A 13,922-nucleotide genomic window follows, 5' to 3' on the forward strand; every position below is an offset into this window, starting at 1 on the left:
CACCTCGCCTCAGCCGGGGATCAGCTTCTTGCTCCTGAGGTAGTTCTCGGCGACGTCCTCCGGCAGCCGCCGCCAGCTGTCGACCTGCTCGTTCAGGAACGCCAGATCCTTCGTCGTCAGCACGGTGTTGAGTCTTCTCAGCGCGTTCCGTACGCCTTCGCCGCCCGCTCTGGACCGGTTGACGACGGGGACGATGTGGTCGGCGTTCTGCAGGCGCTTGTCGTCGGCGAGGATGACGAGCCCGAACGCGGCGAGCGTCCCGTCGGTGGTCGTGGTGGCGACCATCTGGTCCTGTCCGTTCTGCACGGCCCGCTTGGACGGGGTGGTGCCGAGACCCTTGGGGTCGACGGAGGTGATGCGGATGCCGTACGTCTTCCTCAACCCCGGTGCGCAGTAGGCGCGTTGCACGCACTCGTCACCCGCCGCGAGCCGTACGGGCAGTTCGGCGCGCCCGAGGTCGGAGAGTGTCCGCAGCCGGTGCTTCCTCGCGTACGCGGCGGTGACGGCGTACGCGTTCTGGTCGACGGCGCGGCCGGGGTTCAGCACGTCGAGCCCGCGCTTCGCGGCAAGTTCGCGCAGGACCCGCATGGTGGCGCCCAGGTCCGGCGAGCCGACGGTCTCGGAATCGGCGCCGTCGGCCTTGGCGTTCAGCCAGTCGGCGAAGGTGGCGGCGTACTCCGGCACGATGTCGATCTGGCCGCTCTCCAGGGCGGGTTCGTACAGCTCGCGGTTGGTGACGGCGAGGATCTGGGTGTGATAGCCGGCCCGGCCGAGGAGGAGCGCGTACATCTGGGCCAGCAGGTCGCTCTCGGTGAAGCCGGCCGAGCCGATGGTCAGGTCCTTGCTGTTGCCGGGCGAGGCGGTGACCGTGCCCCGGTTCTCCAGGGACGGACCCGTGGTGCAGGCCGCGGTCAGCGCGAGGAGCACGGCGAGGGCGACAGGGGTGGCGGCTTCACGGCGCGGGCCCGGTCGGCGCGGACGTGGCCGGCGGTGGCTCATGCCGTGCCGCCCCTCACCCACTGCGGGGCCAGCCGCCGCACCACCTCGAAGACCGCTTCCACCAGCAGCGCGAACACCGCGACGAGCACGGCGCCCGCGACGACCATCGGCGTGGACGCCAGATTGAACCCCGCGGTGATGATCCTGCCGAGCCCGCCGCCTCCCACCAGCGCGGCGATCGTGGCCGTCGCCACGAGTTGGACTGCCGCGATCCGTACGCCGGTGAGGATCAGCGGTGCCGCGAGGGGCAGTTCGACCCGCCCCAGTAGCTGACGGCCCGTCATCCCCATGCCGCGTGCGGCCCGTACGACTTCGGTGTCCACGCCCCGTATGCCGACGTAGGCGTTGGTGAGCAGTGGCGGGATGGCGAAGAGGACGAGCGCGATGATCGTCGGCCACTGCTCGTGGTGTCCGATCGGGGTGAGGAGCAGCAGGACCAGGACGGCGAAGGTGGGGACGGCCCGGCCGGCGTTGGAGATGTTGACAGCGAGTGCGCCGCCTCTGCCGAGATGGCCGAGGACGAGTGCGACGGGCAGCGCGACGGCGCAGCTGATGAGCAGACAGACGGCGGTGAGGAAGAGGTGTTCGCCGAGGCGGTTCCAGATGCCGTCGGAGCCGGACCAGTGGGAGGCGCTGGTGAGCCAGGACCAGGCGTCGGAGAGGGTGTTCACGCCTGCCGCTCCCTCGGCCGCCCCGGCTGCCTCGGCTGCCTTGTCCAGGGAGTGAGCACCCGCTGGATCGCGAGCAGCAGCAGGTCGGCGAGGATCGCGATGAGCACACACACGACGGCCGCGGTGAGCACCTGCGCCTTGAAGAAGGTGTTCATCCCGGCGTAGATGAGATTGCCGAGCCCGCCGTGCCCGACGATCGCGCCGATGGTGACGAGCGAGACGGCCGAGACGGTGGCGATGCGCAGCCCGGCCATCGAGGCGGGCAGCGCCAGCGGCAGTTCGACGGTGAGGAGCAGTCGGACAGGCCCGTAACCCATGCCGCGCGCGGCCTGCCTGGTCTCTTCGGGGACGGCGCGCAGCCCGGCGAGGATGTTGCGTACGAGCAGGGTGAGCGAGTAGAGGACGAGCCCGGAGATGACGAGCGAGGCGGAGAGCCCGTACACCGGCAGCAGCAGCGAGAACATGGCGAGCGACGGGATCGTGTAGAGCACGGTGGTGATGCCGAGCACCGGTCCCGCTGCCCAGCGCCACTGCCGGGCGGCAAGGGCGAGCGGCACGGCGAGCGCGAGTCCGAGCAGGACGGAGACGACGGTCAGCTGGAGATGCTGGAGGACCGCGTCCCAGAGAACATCCCGGCGGCTGGTGAGGTAGGCGCCGCAGATCCAGTCGTTGTGGGCGAGGCAGTCGTCGGGGGGTGCGGTCACCCGCCCATTCCAGCGCCGTTCCGGGCGGATCGCGCGTGGGATTGGCCCGTACGGGAGCGGCGCCGCGCCGTACGGGACGGGCGCGGCGCCCGAGGTCATTCCGGCGCCGCGTCCTCGGGTGTGCCGCGGGCCAGGGTGGCGAGGAGGTCCAGTGCGCCGGAGAGCGTGCGGTGGGAGGGGGTGCCCAGGGCCAGCCGGACGGCGTTGGGGGCGCGTCCGGTGCCGACGGTGAACGCGGCGCCCGGCGCGATGGCGATGCCGTGGCGGGCCGCCGCGGCGACGAACGTCTCGGCGCGCCAGTGGTCGGGCAGCTCCCACCAGCAGTGGTAGCCACGCGGGTCGGCACGCACGGTGAAGCCGGCCAGGCTCTCCGCCCTGATCCGCTGTCGCTCCACCGCGTCGGCGCGCTTGGCCCGGCCGATGGCCTCGGCGCTGCCGTCGGTCGTCCACTGGGTCGCGGCGTCGAGGGCGAAACGGGACGCCGACCAGGCTCCGGAGCGCAGGGCCGAGGCCAGGCGCCGCTCGAAGCCGGACGGCGCGACGGCGAATCCGAGCGTCAGTCCGGGTGCGAGCCGCTTGGACATGCTGTCCAGGACGATCGTGCGTTCGGGGGCGAGCGCGGCGAGCGGCGGCACGTCGTCGCGGAGGAATCCGTAGATGGCGTCCTCGATGATGTGCAGGTCCAACGTCCTTGCAGCTTCGACGAGTTGACTTCTGCGTTGCGGTGGAATCGTCATGCCGAGCGGGTTGTGGAGCGTGGGTTGCAGATAGACGGCACGGAGCGGCGGGGCCTCGGTCAGGGCCTGTGGGAGGAGTCCGTGCTCGTCCATGGCGAGCGGGACGAGGGTGATGCCGAGGTGGGCGGCGATGCCCTTGACGACGGGGTAGGTGAACTCCTCCACGCCGAGCCGTTCTCCGGCCGGGACACAGGCGGCGAGTGCCGCAGCGATCGCCTGGCGGCCGTTGCCGGCGAACAGGATCCGCTCCGGTTCCGGCGTCCAGCCGGCCCGTGCGAGAAGGGGAGCGGCGGCCTCGCGGGCGACGGCGGACCCGGATCCGCCGAGGGGCCGCAGGCTCGCCTCCAGCACATCGGGACGCTGCATACGCGCCATGCCTGCGGCGAGCAGCCCGGCCTGTTCGGGCAGTACGGGGAAGTTGACCTCCAGGTCGACCCTGGCCTCGCTGGGCTCGGCGAGCATCGGCTGAGGTGCGGGCGGCGCGGCGCGTACGAAGGTCCCCCGGCCCACCTCGCCGACGGCCAGTCCGCGCCGGATCAGCTCGCCGTAGACCCTGGCCGCCGTGGAGTTGGCGATATGACGGCTCCGGGCGAACGCCCGCTGCGGCGGCAGCCGCTCGCCGGGGCGCAGGGCCCCGGCCCGGATGTCGGCGGCGAGTTGGTCGGCGATCAGACGGTAGTCCTCCATGGCGCGCTGTCTCCCTTCCCCGCACCGCTCCTGGCAACGCATTGCGTGCGGTACCACAGAATTGCACCGAGGTCAATTAAAGCATTGCATCGAGATATTGCACCACTTAGCATCGAGAAGGCAAGCCGGGCAGCACGGGGCCGGGCATCGAACGAGGGACGCTGACATGAGCACCACGACGCTTCACGACATCACCGTCACCTACGACGACACGGGTGGGGACGCGCCCCAGGGCGGCGGTGACGTCCTGGTCCTCGTCCACGGCCACCCGTTCGACCGCTCCATGTGGCGGCCCCAGATCGAGACGTTCGCCCACCCCGGCCGCCGGGTGATCGCCGCTGACCTGCGTGGTTACGGCGGGTCCACCGTCCTCCCCGGCAAGACGACACTCACCACCTTCGCGTGGGACATCGCGGCGCTGCTCGACCGACTGGACGTCGACCGTGTCGTGCTGGGCGGACTGTCCATGGGCGGCCAGATCGTCCTGGAGTTCTACCGGCTCTTCCCCGAGCGGGTCCGGGCTCTGGTGCTGGCCGACACCTTCGCAGCCGCCGAGACGGAGCCGGGCAAGGTGGCGCGTCACGCGATGGCCGACCGGCTGCTGCGGGAGGGCATGGGGCCGTACGCGGACGAGGTGCTGACCAGGATGGTGACGCCGCACAACGTCGCGGCCCTGCCGGCGGTGGCCGGACACGTACGGGACATGATGCGCGCCGCGCCGCCCGAGGGCGCGGCGGCGGCGCTCCGCGGCCGGGCCGAACGGCCGGACTACGTGGGCATGTTGGGGCGCGTGGCGGTGCCCACGCTCGTCGTGGTCGGCAGCGAGGACGAGTACACGCCGGTCGCCGACGCGCGCGTGATGAGCGAGGGGATACCCGACGCGACGCTCGCGGTCATCGACGGGGCCGGGCATCTGCCCAACCTGGAGCGGCGGGCGGAGTTCGACGCGGCGCTCGGTGCGTTCCTCGACGCCCTGCCGCCCATTACCTCTCGGGTAATCGACCAGGGCGGCGGCGTCGAGAAGCATTGAGGGCATCACGCCGCTTCCCCGAGGAGGAACCCATGAGTGCGTCGGATTCGTTCGCTGCCCCTGCCCCGTCGCCAAAGGCCACGTCCGCCGATTCCACCGTCGTGCGCGGTGACACGGGCCTGTTGCGCCTGGCGCTGCGGCTCGACTCCGCCGCCACCGGCGCCGTGGGGGCCGCCGCGCTGATCGGCTGCGCCGCGCTGGACTCGGTGCTGGGCCTGCCCGTCGCGTTCCTCGCCGGGATCGGTGCGTTCCTGGTGCTCTACGCGCTCTTCGTCGCGTGGGTCGGCTCCGCGGGGACACCGCGCCGCACGGCGGTGTGGACGGTGATCGGCAGCAACCTGGCATGGTTCGCGCTCAGTGTCGTGACGGCCGTGGCGGGATGGCTCGACCCGGCGGGTCTGGGCACGGCGCTGATCGTGGTCCAGGCGGTGGCGGTGCTGGGCTTCGCCGACCTCCAGCTCTACGGGCTGCGCAAGGCGCGCAAGTCGGCGACCTGACCGGCCCGACTCGCACGGCTCGCACGGCTCGCACGGCTCGCACGGCTCGCACGGCTCGCAACGGCATCATGAGCGCCATCAACTTCCGCCTCGACGTCCAGCGCCTCCCCGACCCGGACGGTGACCGTGTGGTGATCACACTCGACGGGAAGTACCTCCCGTATCAGTGGTGACGGCTCGCGCCGCGCCCGTGGCCCCGTCACGTACGAACGTGACGGGGTCGCGGCGCGGCCGGGCTCCGGACCCGCCCCGAACCCACCGTCTTCACCGTGAAAACGACGTGAGACGACGGACGAGTTGAGGAGCCCGTATGCGCACCGGTCACTCACGTGACTACCGCCATCTACGCGCCGCGCGTACGAGTCTGGTCCTCGACTGCACCGGCGTCCGGCTGCCGCGTGTGCTGCACTGGGGCGACGACCTCGGGGACATCGACGCGGCCGGGCTCGCCGATCTCGCCGCCGCGAACGCCGCCCGGCAGATGTCCAACACGCTGGACCTGCCCGTGCCGCTCGCCCTCCTGCCGGAGCACTCGGCCGGCTGGCTCGGTACACCGGGCCTCACCGGTCACCGGGACGGCGCCGACTTCTCCACCGCCTTCACCGTCCGCTCGATCCGTACCGTCCCCGCCCCCGACCTCCCCGAGGCACATCAGCTCACCGTCGACGCCGTGGACCAACAGGCCCGGCTCGGCCTCGTGCTGGAGATCGAGCTGACCGCCTCCGGGCTCGTACGGCAGCGCGCCACCGTCACCAACCACGACACCGGCGAGCGCCCGTACGTCCTGGACGGTCTGCTGCTGACCCTTCCCGTGCCGGCCCACGCCACCGAACTCCTCGACCTCACCGGCCGCCATCTGCGCGAACGGAGCCCGCAGCGGCACGAGTTCACGCTCGGGACGCATCTGCGGGAGAACCGGCGGGGCCGCACGGGCACCGACGCGACGCTGCTGCATCTCGCGGGCGAGCGCGGCTTCGGCTTCCGTACGGGGGAGGTCTGGGGTCTGCACGTGGCATGGAGCGGCAACCACCGCACCCTCGCCGAACGCACCCCCGCCGGTGTCAGTCTGCTCGGCGCCGGCGAGACCCTGCTCGCGGGCGAAGTCCTGCTGGCGCGGGGCGAGTCGTACACGAGCCCGTGGATCGTCGGGGCGTACGGCCACGGGCTCGACGAGCTGTCCGGGCGGTTCCATCAGCATCTGCGCGCCAGGACCCACCACCCGTACCGGCCCCGGCCGGTGACCCTCAACACCTGGGAGGCCGTCTACTTCCAGCACGACCTCGACCGGCTCACGGCGCTGGCGGACGCCGCCGCCGAGGTGGGCGCCGAGCGCTTCGTCCTGGACGACGGGTGGTTCAAGGGCCGTCGGCACGATGGCGCCGGGCTCGGCGACTGGTACGTGGACGAGACCGTCTGGCCAGAGGGGCTGCGCCCGCTGGTCGACCATGTCCGGTCCCTGGGGCTGGAGTTCGGGCTGTGGGTCGAACCCGAGATGGTCAACCCCGACTCCGATCTCGCCCGCGCACACCCGGAGTGGATCCTGGCGACCGGTGGCCGGCTCCCGCCGGAGTCCCGGCAGCAGCAGGTCCTCGACCTCGGCCACGCGGGGGCGTACGACTATCTGCTGGAACGGCTGGACGCGTTGGTCGGCGAGTACGACATCGACTATCTCAAGTGGGACCACAACCGGGATCTCGTGGAGGCCGGGCACCGTCCGACGGGCGCCGCCGGGGTCCACGTACAGACGGCGGCGGCCTACCGGCTCCTGGACGAACTGCGTGCCCGGCACCCCGGTCTGGAGATCGAGTCCTGCTCCTCCGGCGGAGGCAGGATCGACCTCGGCATTCTGGAGCGCACCGACCGCGTCTGGACGAGCGACTGCATCGACGCACTGGAACGACAGCAGATCCAGCTCTGGACAGGGCTGTTACTGCCGCCCGAACTCCTCGGCGCGCACGTCGGCTCACCGGTCGCGCACACCACGGGTCGCACCCACACCCTCGACTTCCGCGCAGGGACCGCCCTGTTCGGGCACTTCGGCATCGAGTGGGACCTCACCGCCGCCGACACCGGCGAGCGGGCCCGGCTGGCCGAGTGGGTCGCCGCGTACAAACGGCTCCGGCCGCTGCTGCACTCGGGCACCGTCGTGCACGGCGACCATCCAGATCCCGCGCTGCGGGTGCACGGCGTGGTGGCCGCCGACCGCTCCCGCGCGCTGTACGCCCTGGTCCAGACGGCGACCGGCGTGATGTCCCCGGCGCCCTCCGTCCGGCTGCCCGGACTCGACGCGGACGCCCGCTACCAGGTACGGCCGCACCGGCCCGGCGACCGGGCCGAAGGCCCCCACCGGTCGGACCCGCTCTGGTGGGAGCGCGCGGACGGCGTGGTACTGACCGGCCGGGCGCTGGCCGTCGCCGGGGTGCGGGCCCCTACGCTCCACCCGGAACGCCTTGTGCTCGTCGAGGCGCGCAGACTGTGACCCACCACGAAGGAATCATGCGAGGTTCAAGCACGTGAGCACCGACTCCCCGTCCCCCGAAGCCTGGTGGAAGTCCGCGGTCGTCTACCAGATATATCCGCGCAGCTTCGCCGATTCGGACGGCGACGGCGTGGGCGACCTGCGCGGCATCATCGACCGGCTGGACCATCACGCCGATCTCGGCGTGGACGTCCTGTGGCTGTCGCCGGTGTATCCGTCCCCGCAGGACGACAACGGCTACGACATCAGCGACTACCAGGACATCGATCCGTCCTTCGGCACGCTCGCGGACTTCGACGACCTGCTCGCCGCCGTCCACGGACGCTCGATGAAGCTGGTCGTGTACCTCGTCGTCAATCACACCTCCGACGAGCACCCGTGGTTCACCGAGTCCCGGCGGGGTCCCGACAGCCCGCGGCGCGACTGGTACTGGTGGCGGCCCGCGCGGGACGGCGCGGAGCCCGGCGCCCCCGGCGGCGAGCCCAACAACTGGCGCTCCGCGCGACGGCCTGATCTTCCTTCGCCCGGTGGTCAGTTCGGCGCGTCGTCGGGGAAGGCGCGCCGCACGAACGAGGCGATGTGGTGGTGGAGGGCGTCCCCGGCGGCCCGCGCTTCCCCGGCGAGGGCGAACCGCAGGATCTCGCGGTGCTCGGCCGCCTCGCGTTCCCAGGTCGGGACCGCCGCCCACGCGACGGTGGACACGAGGGCGGCCTGGTCGCGGATCTCGTCCAGCATCCGGGCGAGCAGCGGATTGCCGCAGGGCAGATAGAGTGCCCGGTGGAAGTCGCGGTTGGCGAGCGACCTGTCCGCCCGGTCGGCCGCCGACTCGGCCCGGTCCAGGGCTTCCCGGGCCGCGTCGAGCCGGGCGCCACGGCTCACCGAGCGGCGCAGCGCCTCCGGTTCGAGCAGCAGGCGGACGTCGTACACCTCGCGGGCCATCGCCGCGTCGACATGCCGGACGACGGCGCCCTTGTACTGGCTCATGACGACGAGTCCGGTACCGGCGAGAGTCTTGAGCGCTTCGCGTACGGGCGTCTTGGACACGCCGAACTGGGTGGCGAGTTCGGCCTCGACCAGCGCCTGTCCCGGTCGGAGCCGCGCCGTGAGGATGGCGTGCTTGATCGCCTCCAGGACGTACTGGGTGCGGGAGGGTATCGGCGTCGGCGTGAAGGTCATGTCTCATACATGACGTATGAAGTACGACGCGTCAATCTCATTGACGGAAGCCATACTCAAAAATGGACCGGCCCCGAGGACGAGTCCCCGGGGCCGGCCATGAGCGGTGCGCCGTGAACCGTCAGCCGTCAGCCGACAGCCGTGTGACCGCTATCGGCCGATGGTGAAGGTGTCGATGTCGAACAACGAGCCGCCGCCACCGGTGAAGGTGAGGAAAACCGGTCCGGTCGGTGTGCCCGTCAGCGTGGTGGACACGTCCCGGAAGGTCTCCCAGCCACCGGTGTTGGGCACCGCGACCGTGCCGATGACCGGTCCGGTCGCCGAGCCCGAGCGGATCGTGACGGTACCTCCCGCGCCGGCCGACGAGACCCGCGCGGTGAAGGTCTTCGCCCCGGTGAGCGACGCCTGGGAGTAGCCCGCCCAGTCGCCGTTCTCGATGTAGCCGAGGGTCCGGCCGCCGCTCGCCGGAGCGTGGTCGGCCGGCTGGACACCCTGTCCGGAGGTGTAGGACTCCCCTTCGTAAGTGGTCGACGGGGGCGGTGTGGTGCCGCCCAGCTCCTTGATCCTGATGTTGCGGAAGGACACGTCGTCACCGGTGCCGTGGTTCTGGATCCCGATGTGCCCCTGCTGGAGCGAGCGCACCGGGTCGGTGTTGGTGAAGTCGTTGATCCGTACGCCGTTGAGGAAGACCTGAAGCCGCTCCCCCTCCACCCGGATCTCGTACGTGTTCCAACTCCCCGGCGGATTCAGGGCGTTGTCCCGCGCGGCGAGATCAGCCGCCTTGAAGCCGTAGATGGACCCGGTGGTCCGGTCGGCGGCGTCCGTGGCGTCGATCTGGATCTCGTAGCCCTGGTTCACCGAGGTGTTGACGTCGTCGGAGGCCGGGAAGCCCACGAACACACCGGAGTTGTCGTCCCCGGCCATCCGCCAGTCCAGCTTGAGTGAGTACGAGGCGTACTCCTTCGCCCGGTACCAGTAAAGGCCCATGCCACCCTGCGAGTTGAGCGTGGCGTCGGTGTTGGTGAAGCTGCCCGGTCCGGCCTGGGACCAGCCGGTGGTCGAGCCGTTGTAGAGCGTGGTGTAGCCGGTCTCCGCGCGGCAGTCGGCCTTCGCGAAGCCCGCCGCGTACCGGATGCCGCCGAGCAGCAGCGACCGGAACGCGGGCTCGGCGTACGACTCCTGGGTGTGGCCGAGTCCGGTGTAGAAGGACCGGCCGTCGACCTGCGGGTGGCACCAGGTGATCGGGTGGTCACCGCCCATCTCGCCACCGCTGTAGCTGGATTCGTCCAGGCTCTGGAGCACCCGGACCTGCGCGCGGGGATTGGTGCGGTAGTTGTACCACTCGTCGGTGCGGGACCAGGTCTGGCCCAGATGCGCGGTGGCGGCGTGGGACCGGTCCTCGGTCTTCACCGTGGCCCGCTGGATCGCCGGGTGGCTCTTGAACCAGGCGCCGACGAGGCCTTCGTACGCCGGCCATCCGTACTCGGTGTCGGCCGCCGCGTGGATGCCGACGTAGCCGCCGCCTCCGTCGACGTACGACGTGAGCGCCGTCTGCTGCGCGTCGTTGAGCACGTCGCCGGTGGTGGAGAGGAACACGACGGCCTTGAAGCCGGCCAGGTTCGACGGGGTGAAGGCGTTGCTGTCCTCGGTGGCGGTGACGGTGAAGTTGTTGGCCGCGCCGAGGTCGCGGATGGTCTGGGTGCCGACGGGGATGGAGTCGTGGCGGAAGCCCGCCGTCTTGGAGAAGACGAGGACCTTGTACGCGGGGTCGGCGGCCTGGGCCGCGCCGGCCGGTGCCAGGAGTGACGCGGCCAGGCCGAGGGTGACGGCGAGGGCCGCGGCTGCGGTCTTCGGCAGGGTGCGGAGCTGACGGAGCATCACTGTCTCCTTGACTCGCGTCACTTGGTGAGAGTGAGGGTGTCGATGTCGAAGAGCGAACCGGCCCCACCGGTGAAGGTGAGGAACAGCGCCCCTGACGATCCGGTACCGGTCAGCGTGGTGGAGACGTTCTGGAAGGTCTCCCAGCCACCGGTGTTGGGCACGGCGACCGTGCCGAGGACGGCTCCGGTGGCCGAACCCGAGCGGATGGTGACGGTGCCGCCGGCGCCGGCCGACGAGACCTTCGCGGAGAAGGTCTTGGTCCCGGCCGTCGGCACGTGGGCGTAGCCCGCCCAGTCGCCGTTCTCGATGTAGCCGAGCGTCTGGCCGCCGCTCGCCGGAGCGTGGTCGGCGGCCTGGACACCCTGCCCCGAGCTGAACGACTCGCCCTCGACGGTCTGGCTGGAGCCGCCGCTGCCGGTGGCGAAGGTGAACGCGTCCACGTCGAAGAGGTTGCCCTGGCCGGTCACGCCCTTGAAGACCAGGAACAACTCTGTTGTCGCGGCGGGGACGTTGGTGAGATTCGCCGACACGTCGACGAAGTTCTCCCAGCCACCGGTCGGGGCCACGTTCAACGTGCCGAGCAGCGTGCCGGTCGCGGACCCGGCGCGTACTTCGAGGGTGCCGCCGACGCCGCCGGACGCGACACGTGCGGTGATCCTGTTGGCGTTGGACAGGTTGTACGGCTGATAGGAGATCCAGTCGTTGTTGTCGGTGAAGCCGACGGTGCTACCGCCCTCGGCGTTGCCGTGCGCGGCGACCTGGATGCCGGACTGGGCGCCGAAGTGCTCGCCCTGCCGGTGCCGGGGCTGGAGGATACGGACGCTGTGCGAGGTCAGCCCGGCGCTGTCGGTGTACTCGGCGTCGAAGACCCCGTAGATGTTGGCCGCGCTGTCGTGCTCGCCGTCGGCGGGCACATTGAGGTTGCCCGAGCAGCCGGTGGCCTGGGTGATCTGGTGCCGGTGCTCGTCGTGGCCCAGCAGATAGGTGACCTTGACCTTGGAGCAGTCGATGGTCCCGTCCTCCGGGTCGCTGACGGTGACCTGGAAGGGCACGGTGTCACCGAAGGAGAACAGCTGGCCGTCCTTGGGTGTCTGGAGCGTCACGGTCGGAGCGGTGTTGCCCGCCGTGACGACCAGGCTCGCCGTGCCGGTCAGCCCTTCGGGGTCCCGCACCGTGAGCGTCGGCCGGAAGGTGCCGTTGGTGGTGTAGGTGTGGCTCGGGTTGGCTGCCGTGGAGGTGGTGCCGTCGCCGAAGTTCCACGAGTACGTGAGGGCCTTGCCCTCGGGGTCGGAGCTGCCGGCCGAGGAGTAGGCGACCGTCAGCGGAGTGGGGCCGGACGTCTTGTCGGCGGCGGCCTTGGCGACCGGGTTGCGGTTGGCGCCGGCGAGGTATTCGACGCGGTACAGCGCCTGGTTGTTGCCGCCTGTGCCGTAGTCGAGGACGTACAGCGCGCCGTCGGGGCCGAAGGCCTGGTCCATCACCTGCGTACCGGTCCACGGGAACGCCTCGATGACCCCTGGGGTGCCGTCGGCCTTGACCTCAATGGCCTTGATCCACTTACGGCCGTACTCACCGGCGAAGAACCGGCCGTCGAGCGACTGCGGGAACTTCACGTTGGAGTTGAGATTGGCGTCGTAGCGATAGACCGGACCGCCCATCGGCGACTCGGACCCGCCGCCGAACTCGGGCGGGGAGCCGGCGTCACCGCCGTATCGGATCCAGCTCGACTTGGCTGCGGGCAGGGTCGGCAGGCCGGTGTTGCGGAAGGAGTTGTTCGCGGGCGCACCGCAGTTGTACTTCGCCGCGGAGGGGCCGCTGGGGAAGGTGAACTCGCTGTACGTCTCGTTGGCCGTGTTCGTGCCGGTGCAGTACGGCCAGCCGTAGTTGCCCGGCCCGGTGATGCGGTTGAACTCGACCTGACCGCTGGGGCCCCGGCTCGCGTTGGTGACTCCCGCGTCGGGGCCGTAGTCGCCGAGGTAGACGATGCCGGTGGCCTTGTCGACGGACATCCGGAACGGGTTGCGGAAGCCCATCGCGTAGATCTCGGGGCGCGTCTGGGCCGTACCCGGTGCGAAGAGGTTGCCGGACGGGACGGTGTAGCCGCCGTCGGCCGTGGGCTTGATACGGAGCACCTTGCCGCGCAGGTCGTTGGTGTTGCCCGAGGAGCGCTGGGCGTCGAACTGCGGGTTGCGGTCGGTGCGTTCGTCGATCGGGGAGTAACCGGCCGACTCGAACGGGTTCGTGTCGTCGCCCGTCGTCAGATAGAGATTGCCCTGCGCGTCGAAGTCGATGTCACCGCCGACGTGACAGCACTGGCCACGGTCGTTGGGCACTTCGAGCACGACCTTCTCGCTCGCGGCGTCGAGGGTGCCGTCGGCCTTGAGCGTGAAACGGGAGAGATTGAGGTGGCCCTTCCACGGCTCGAACGTCGCCGCACTGCCGGTGACAGGCGCGTCGCCGCCGGGCGTGTTGAGCTTGGGCGAGTAGTACAGGTACAGATACCGGTTGCTCTGGAAGTTCGGGTCGGCGGCTATCCCCTGGAGGCCTTCCTCGTCATGGGTGTAGACGTCCAGCTTGCCCGCCGACTTGGTGTTGCCAGCGGCGTCCGTGTAGCGGACCGTGCCGTCCCTCGCCGTGTGCACGACAGAGCGGTCGGGCAGCACGGCGAGCGACATCGCCTCGCCCAACTCAGCTCCGCCGAGCGCGAGTTGGACCTGCTGGTAGTCGCCTGCCGGAATGGCGGCGGGTACTGCGGGTGCTTCTTCGTGGCCGGGGTGACCGGGATGGGCTGCGGCGGAGGGAACGCTGATCGCGCCGCCCCCCAGCACCAGGCCCAGTACCGCGAGCCATCTCAGCAACTTCTGTCTCGGGCGCGGCCGACCTGAGAGTCCTGACATGTCAAGCTTCCTTCCTTACCTGGTCAAGGGGAGCGAGACAGCCGGAAGCGCGGGCGAGCGCGCCACCGTGTCTCACTCAGGGAGGAACCTGCCGACCGGGTGATGTCCCGTCACCCGGTGAGCAGCCGTGCGGTCCGTCGATCCGTGCGATCCGTGCAAGGGCA

At 70.6% G+C, this 13,922-nt stretch carries 10 protein-coding genes and 2 pseudogenes; 5 read left to right on the forward strand and 7 right to left on the reverse strand.

Annotated features, from left to right (window positions below; genetic code table 11):
* Positions 1–9 precede the first annotated feature (9 nt).
* The 4 genes from ACIBLA_RS27475 to ACIBLA_RS27490 form a co-directional block, all read right to left on the reverse strand.
* Positions 10–999: an ABC transporter substrate-binding protein gene (locus ACIBLA_RS27475; RefSeq protein ID WP_363245735.1), complete on the reverse strand. Its 990-nt coding sequence runs from the start codon at positions 997–999 to the stop codon at positions 10–12.
* Positions 996–1,670, reverse strand: coding sequence for an ABC transporter permease (locus tag ACIBLA_RS27480; RefSeq protein ID WP_363245734.1), 675 nt, complete (start codon positions 1,668–1,670; stop codon positions 996–998). Before ACIBLA_RS27480 ends, ACIBLA_RS27475 begins: the two co-directional genes overlap by 4 nt.
* Positions 1,667–2,374 (reverse strand): ABC transporter permease, encoded by a 708-nt coding sequence (locus ACIBLA_RS27485; protein WP_363245732.1) that lies wholly within the window; start codon positions 2,372–2,374, stop codon positions 1,667–1,669. The genes ACIBLA_RS27480 and ACIBLA_RS27485 overlap by 4 nt, the downstream gene beginning before the upstream one ends.
* A gap of 95 nt (positions 2,375–2,469) precedes the next feature.
* On the reverse strand, positions 2,470–3,798 hold the full coding sequence (locus tag ACIBLA_RS27490) for a PLP-dependent aminotransferase family protein (RefSeq protein WP_363245731.1): 1,329 nt from the start codon (positions 3,796–3,798) through the stop codon (positions 2,470–2,472).
* Between the two features lie 166 nt (positions 3,799–3,964).
* On the opposite strand from ACIBLA_RS27490, the gene ACIBLA_RS27495 reads away from it, so the two are divergent.
* From ACIBLA_RS27495 to ACIBLA_RS27515, 5 genes and pseudogenes are all read left to right on the forward strand, one after another.
* Positions 3,965–4,828, forward strand: a complete 864-nt coding sequence (locus ACIBLA_RS27495) for an alpha/beta fold hydrolase (protein WP_399200176.1) — start codon at positions 3,965–3,967, stop codon at positions 4,826–4,828.
* 32 nt (positions 4,829–4,860) lie between these two features.
* A complete protein-coding gene (locus tag ACIBLA_RS27500; protein ID WP_363245729.1) occupies positions 4,861–5,325 on the forward strand; it encodes a hypothetical protein in 465 nt (154 codons plus the stop codon).
* A gap of 59 nt (positions 5,326–5,384) precedes the next feature.
* A pseudogene (locus ACIBLA_RS27505) lies at positions 5,385–5,498 on the forward strand (cyanate hydratase); the annotation flags it as partial.
* A gap of 137 nt (positions 5,499–5,635) precedes the next feature.
* Positions 5,636–7,804, forward strand: a complete 2,169-nt coding sequence (locus ACIBLA_RS27510; RefSeq protein WP_399200177.1) for an alpha-galactosidase — start codon at positions 5,636–5,638, stop codon at positions 7,802–7,804.
* A 34-nt stretch (positions 7,805–7,838) separates the two neighbouring features.
* Positions 7,839–8,303: pseudogene (locus ACIBLA_RS27515) on the forward strand (alpha-amylase family glycosyl hydrolase); the annotation flags it as partial.
* Positions 8,304–8,335: 32 nt separating this feature from the next.
* Here the strand turns inward: ACIBLA_RS27515 and ACIBLA_RS27520 are convergent.
* From ACIBLA_RS27520 to ACIBLA_RS27530, 3 genes are all read right to left on the reverse strand, one after another.
* The gene (locus tag ACIBLA_RS27520; RefSeq protein WP_363245727.1) at positions 8,336–8,980 is read right to left on the reverse strand and encodes a GntR family transcriptional regulator; all 645 of its coding nucleotides are present in this window, start codon (positions 8,978–8,980) and stop codon (positions 8,336–8,338) included.
* A gap of 150 nt (positions 8,981–9,130) precedes the next feature.
* Complete coding sequence (locus tag ACIBLA_RS27525) at positions 9,131–10,858, reverse strand: ThuA domain-containing protein (RefSeq protein ID WP_363245726.1); 1,728 nt, start codon at positions 10,856–10,858, stop codon at positions 9,131–9,133.
* 20 nt (positions 10,859–10,878) lie between these two features.
* Positions 10,879–13,758, reverse strand: coding sequence for a carbohydrate-binding protein (locus ACIBLA_RS27530; protein WP_399200178.1), 2,880 nt, complete (start codon positions 13,756–13,758; stop codon positions 10,879–10,881).
* Positions 13,759–13,922 lie beyond the last annotated feature (164 nt).

Source organism: Streptomyces sp. NPDC050433, from assembly GCF_044458565.1.
In the GTDB taxonomy this organism is placed as follows: Bacteria; Actinomycetota; Actinomycetes; order Streptomycetales; family Streptomycetaceae; genus Streptomyces.

Bases quoted from the DNA above. Each gene is read 5' to 3' on its own strand.
- ACIBLA_RS27500 (WP_363245729.1), top strand. From the start codon at position 4,861: ATGAGTGCGTCGGATTCGTTCGCTGCCCCTGCCCCGTCGCCAAAGGCC.
- ACIBLA_RS27525 (WP_363245726.1), bottom strand. From the start codon at position 10,858: ATGCTCCGTCAGCTCCGCACCCTGCCGAAGACCGCAGCCGCGGCCCTC.
- ACIBLA_RS27530 (WP_399200178.1), bottom strand. From the start codon at position 13,758: ATGTCAGGACTCTCAGGTCGGCCGCGCCCGAGACAGAAGTTGCTGAGA.
- ACIBLA_RS27475 (WP_363245735.1), bottom strand. From the start codon at position 999: ATGAGCCACCGCCGGCCACGTCCGCGCCGACCGGGCCCGCGCCGTGAA.
- ACIBLA_RS27510 (WP_399200177.1), top strand. From the start codon at position 5,636: ATGCGCACCGGTCACTCACGTGACTACCGCCATCTACGCGCCGCGCGT.
- ACIBLA_RS27495 (WP_399200176.1), top strand. From the start codon at position 3,965: ATGAGCACCACGACGCTTCACGACATCACCGTCACCTACGACGACACG.
- ACIBLA_RS27490 (WP_363245731.1), bottom strand. From the start codon at position 3,798: ATGGAGGACTACCGTCTGATCGCCGACCAACTCGCCGCCGACATCCGG.
- ACIBLA_RS27520 (WP_363245727.1), bottom strand. From the start codon at position 8,980: ATGACCTTCACGCCGACGCCGATACCCTCCCGCACCCAGTACGTCCTG.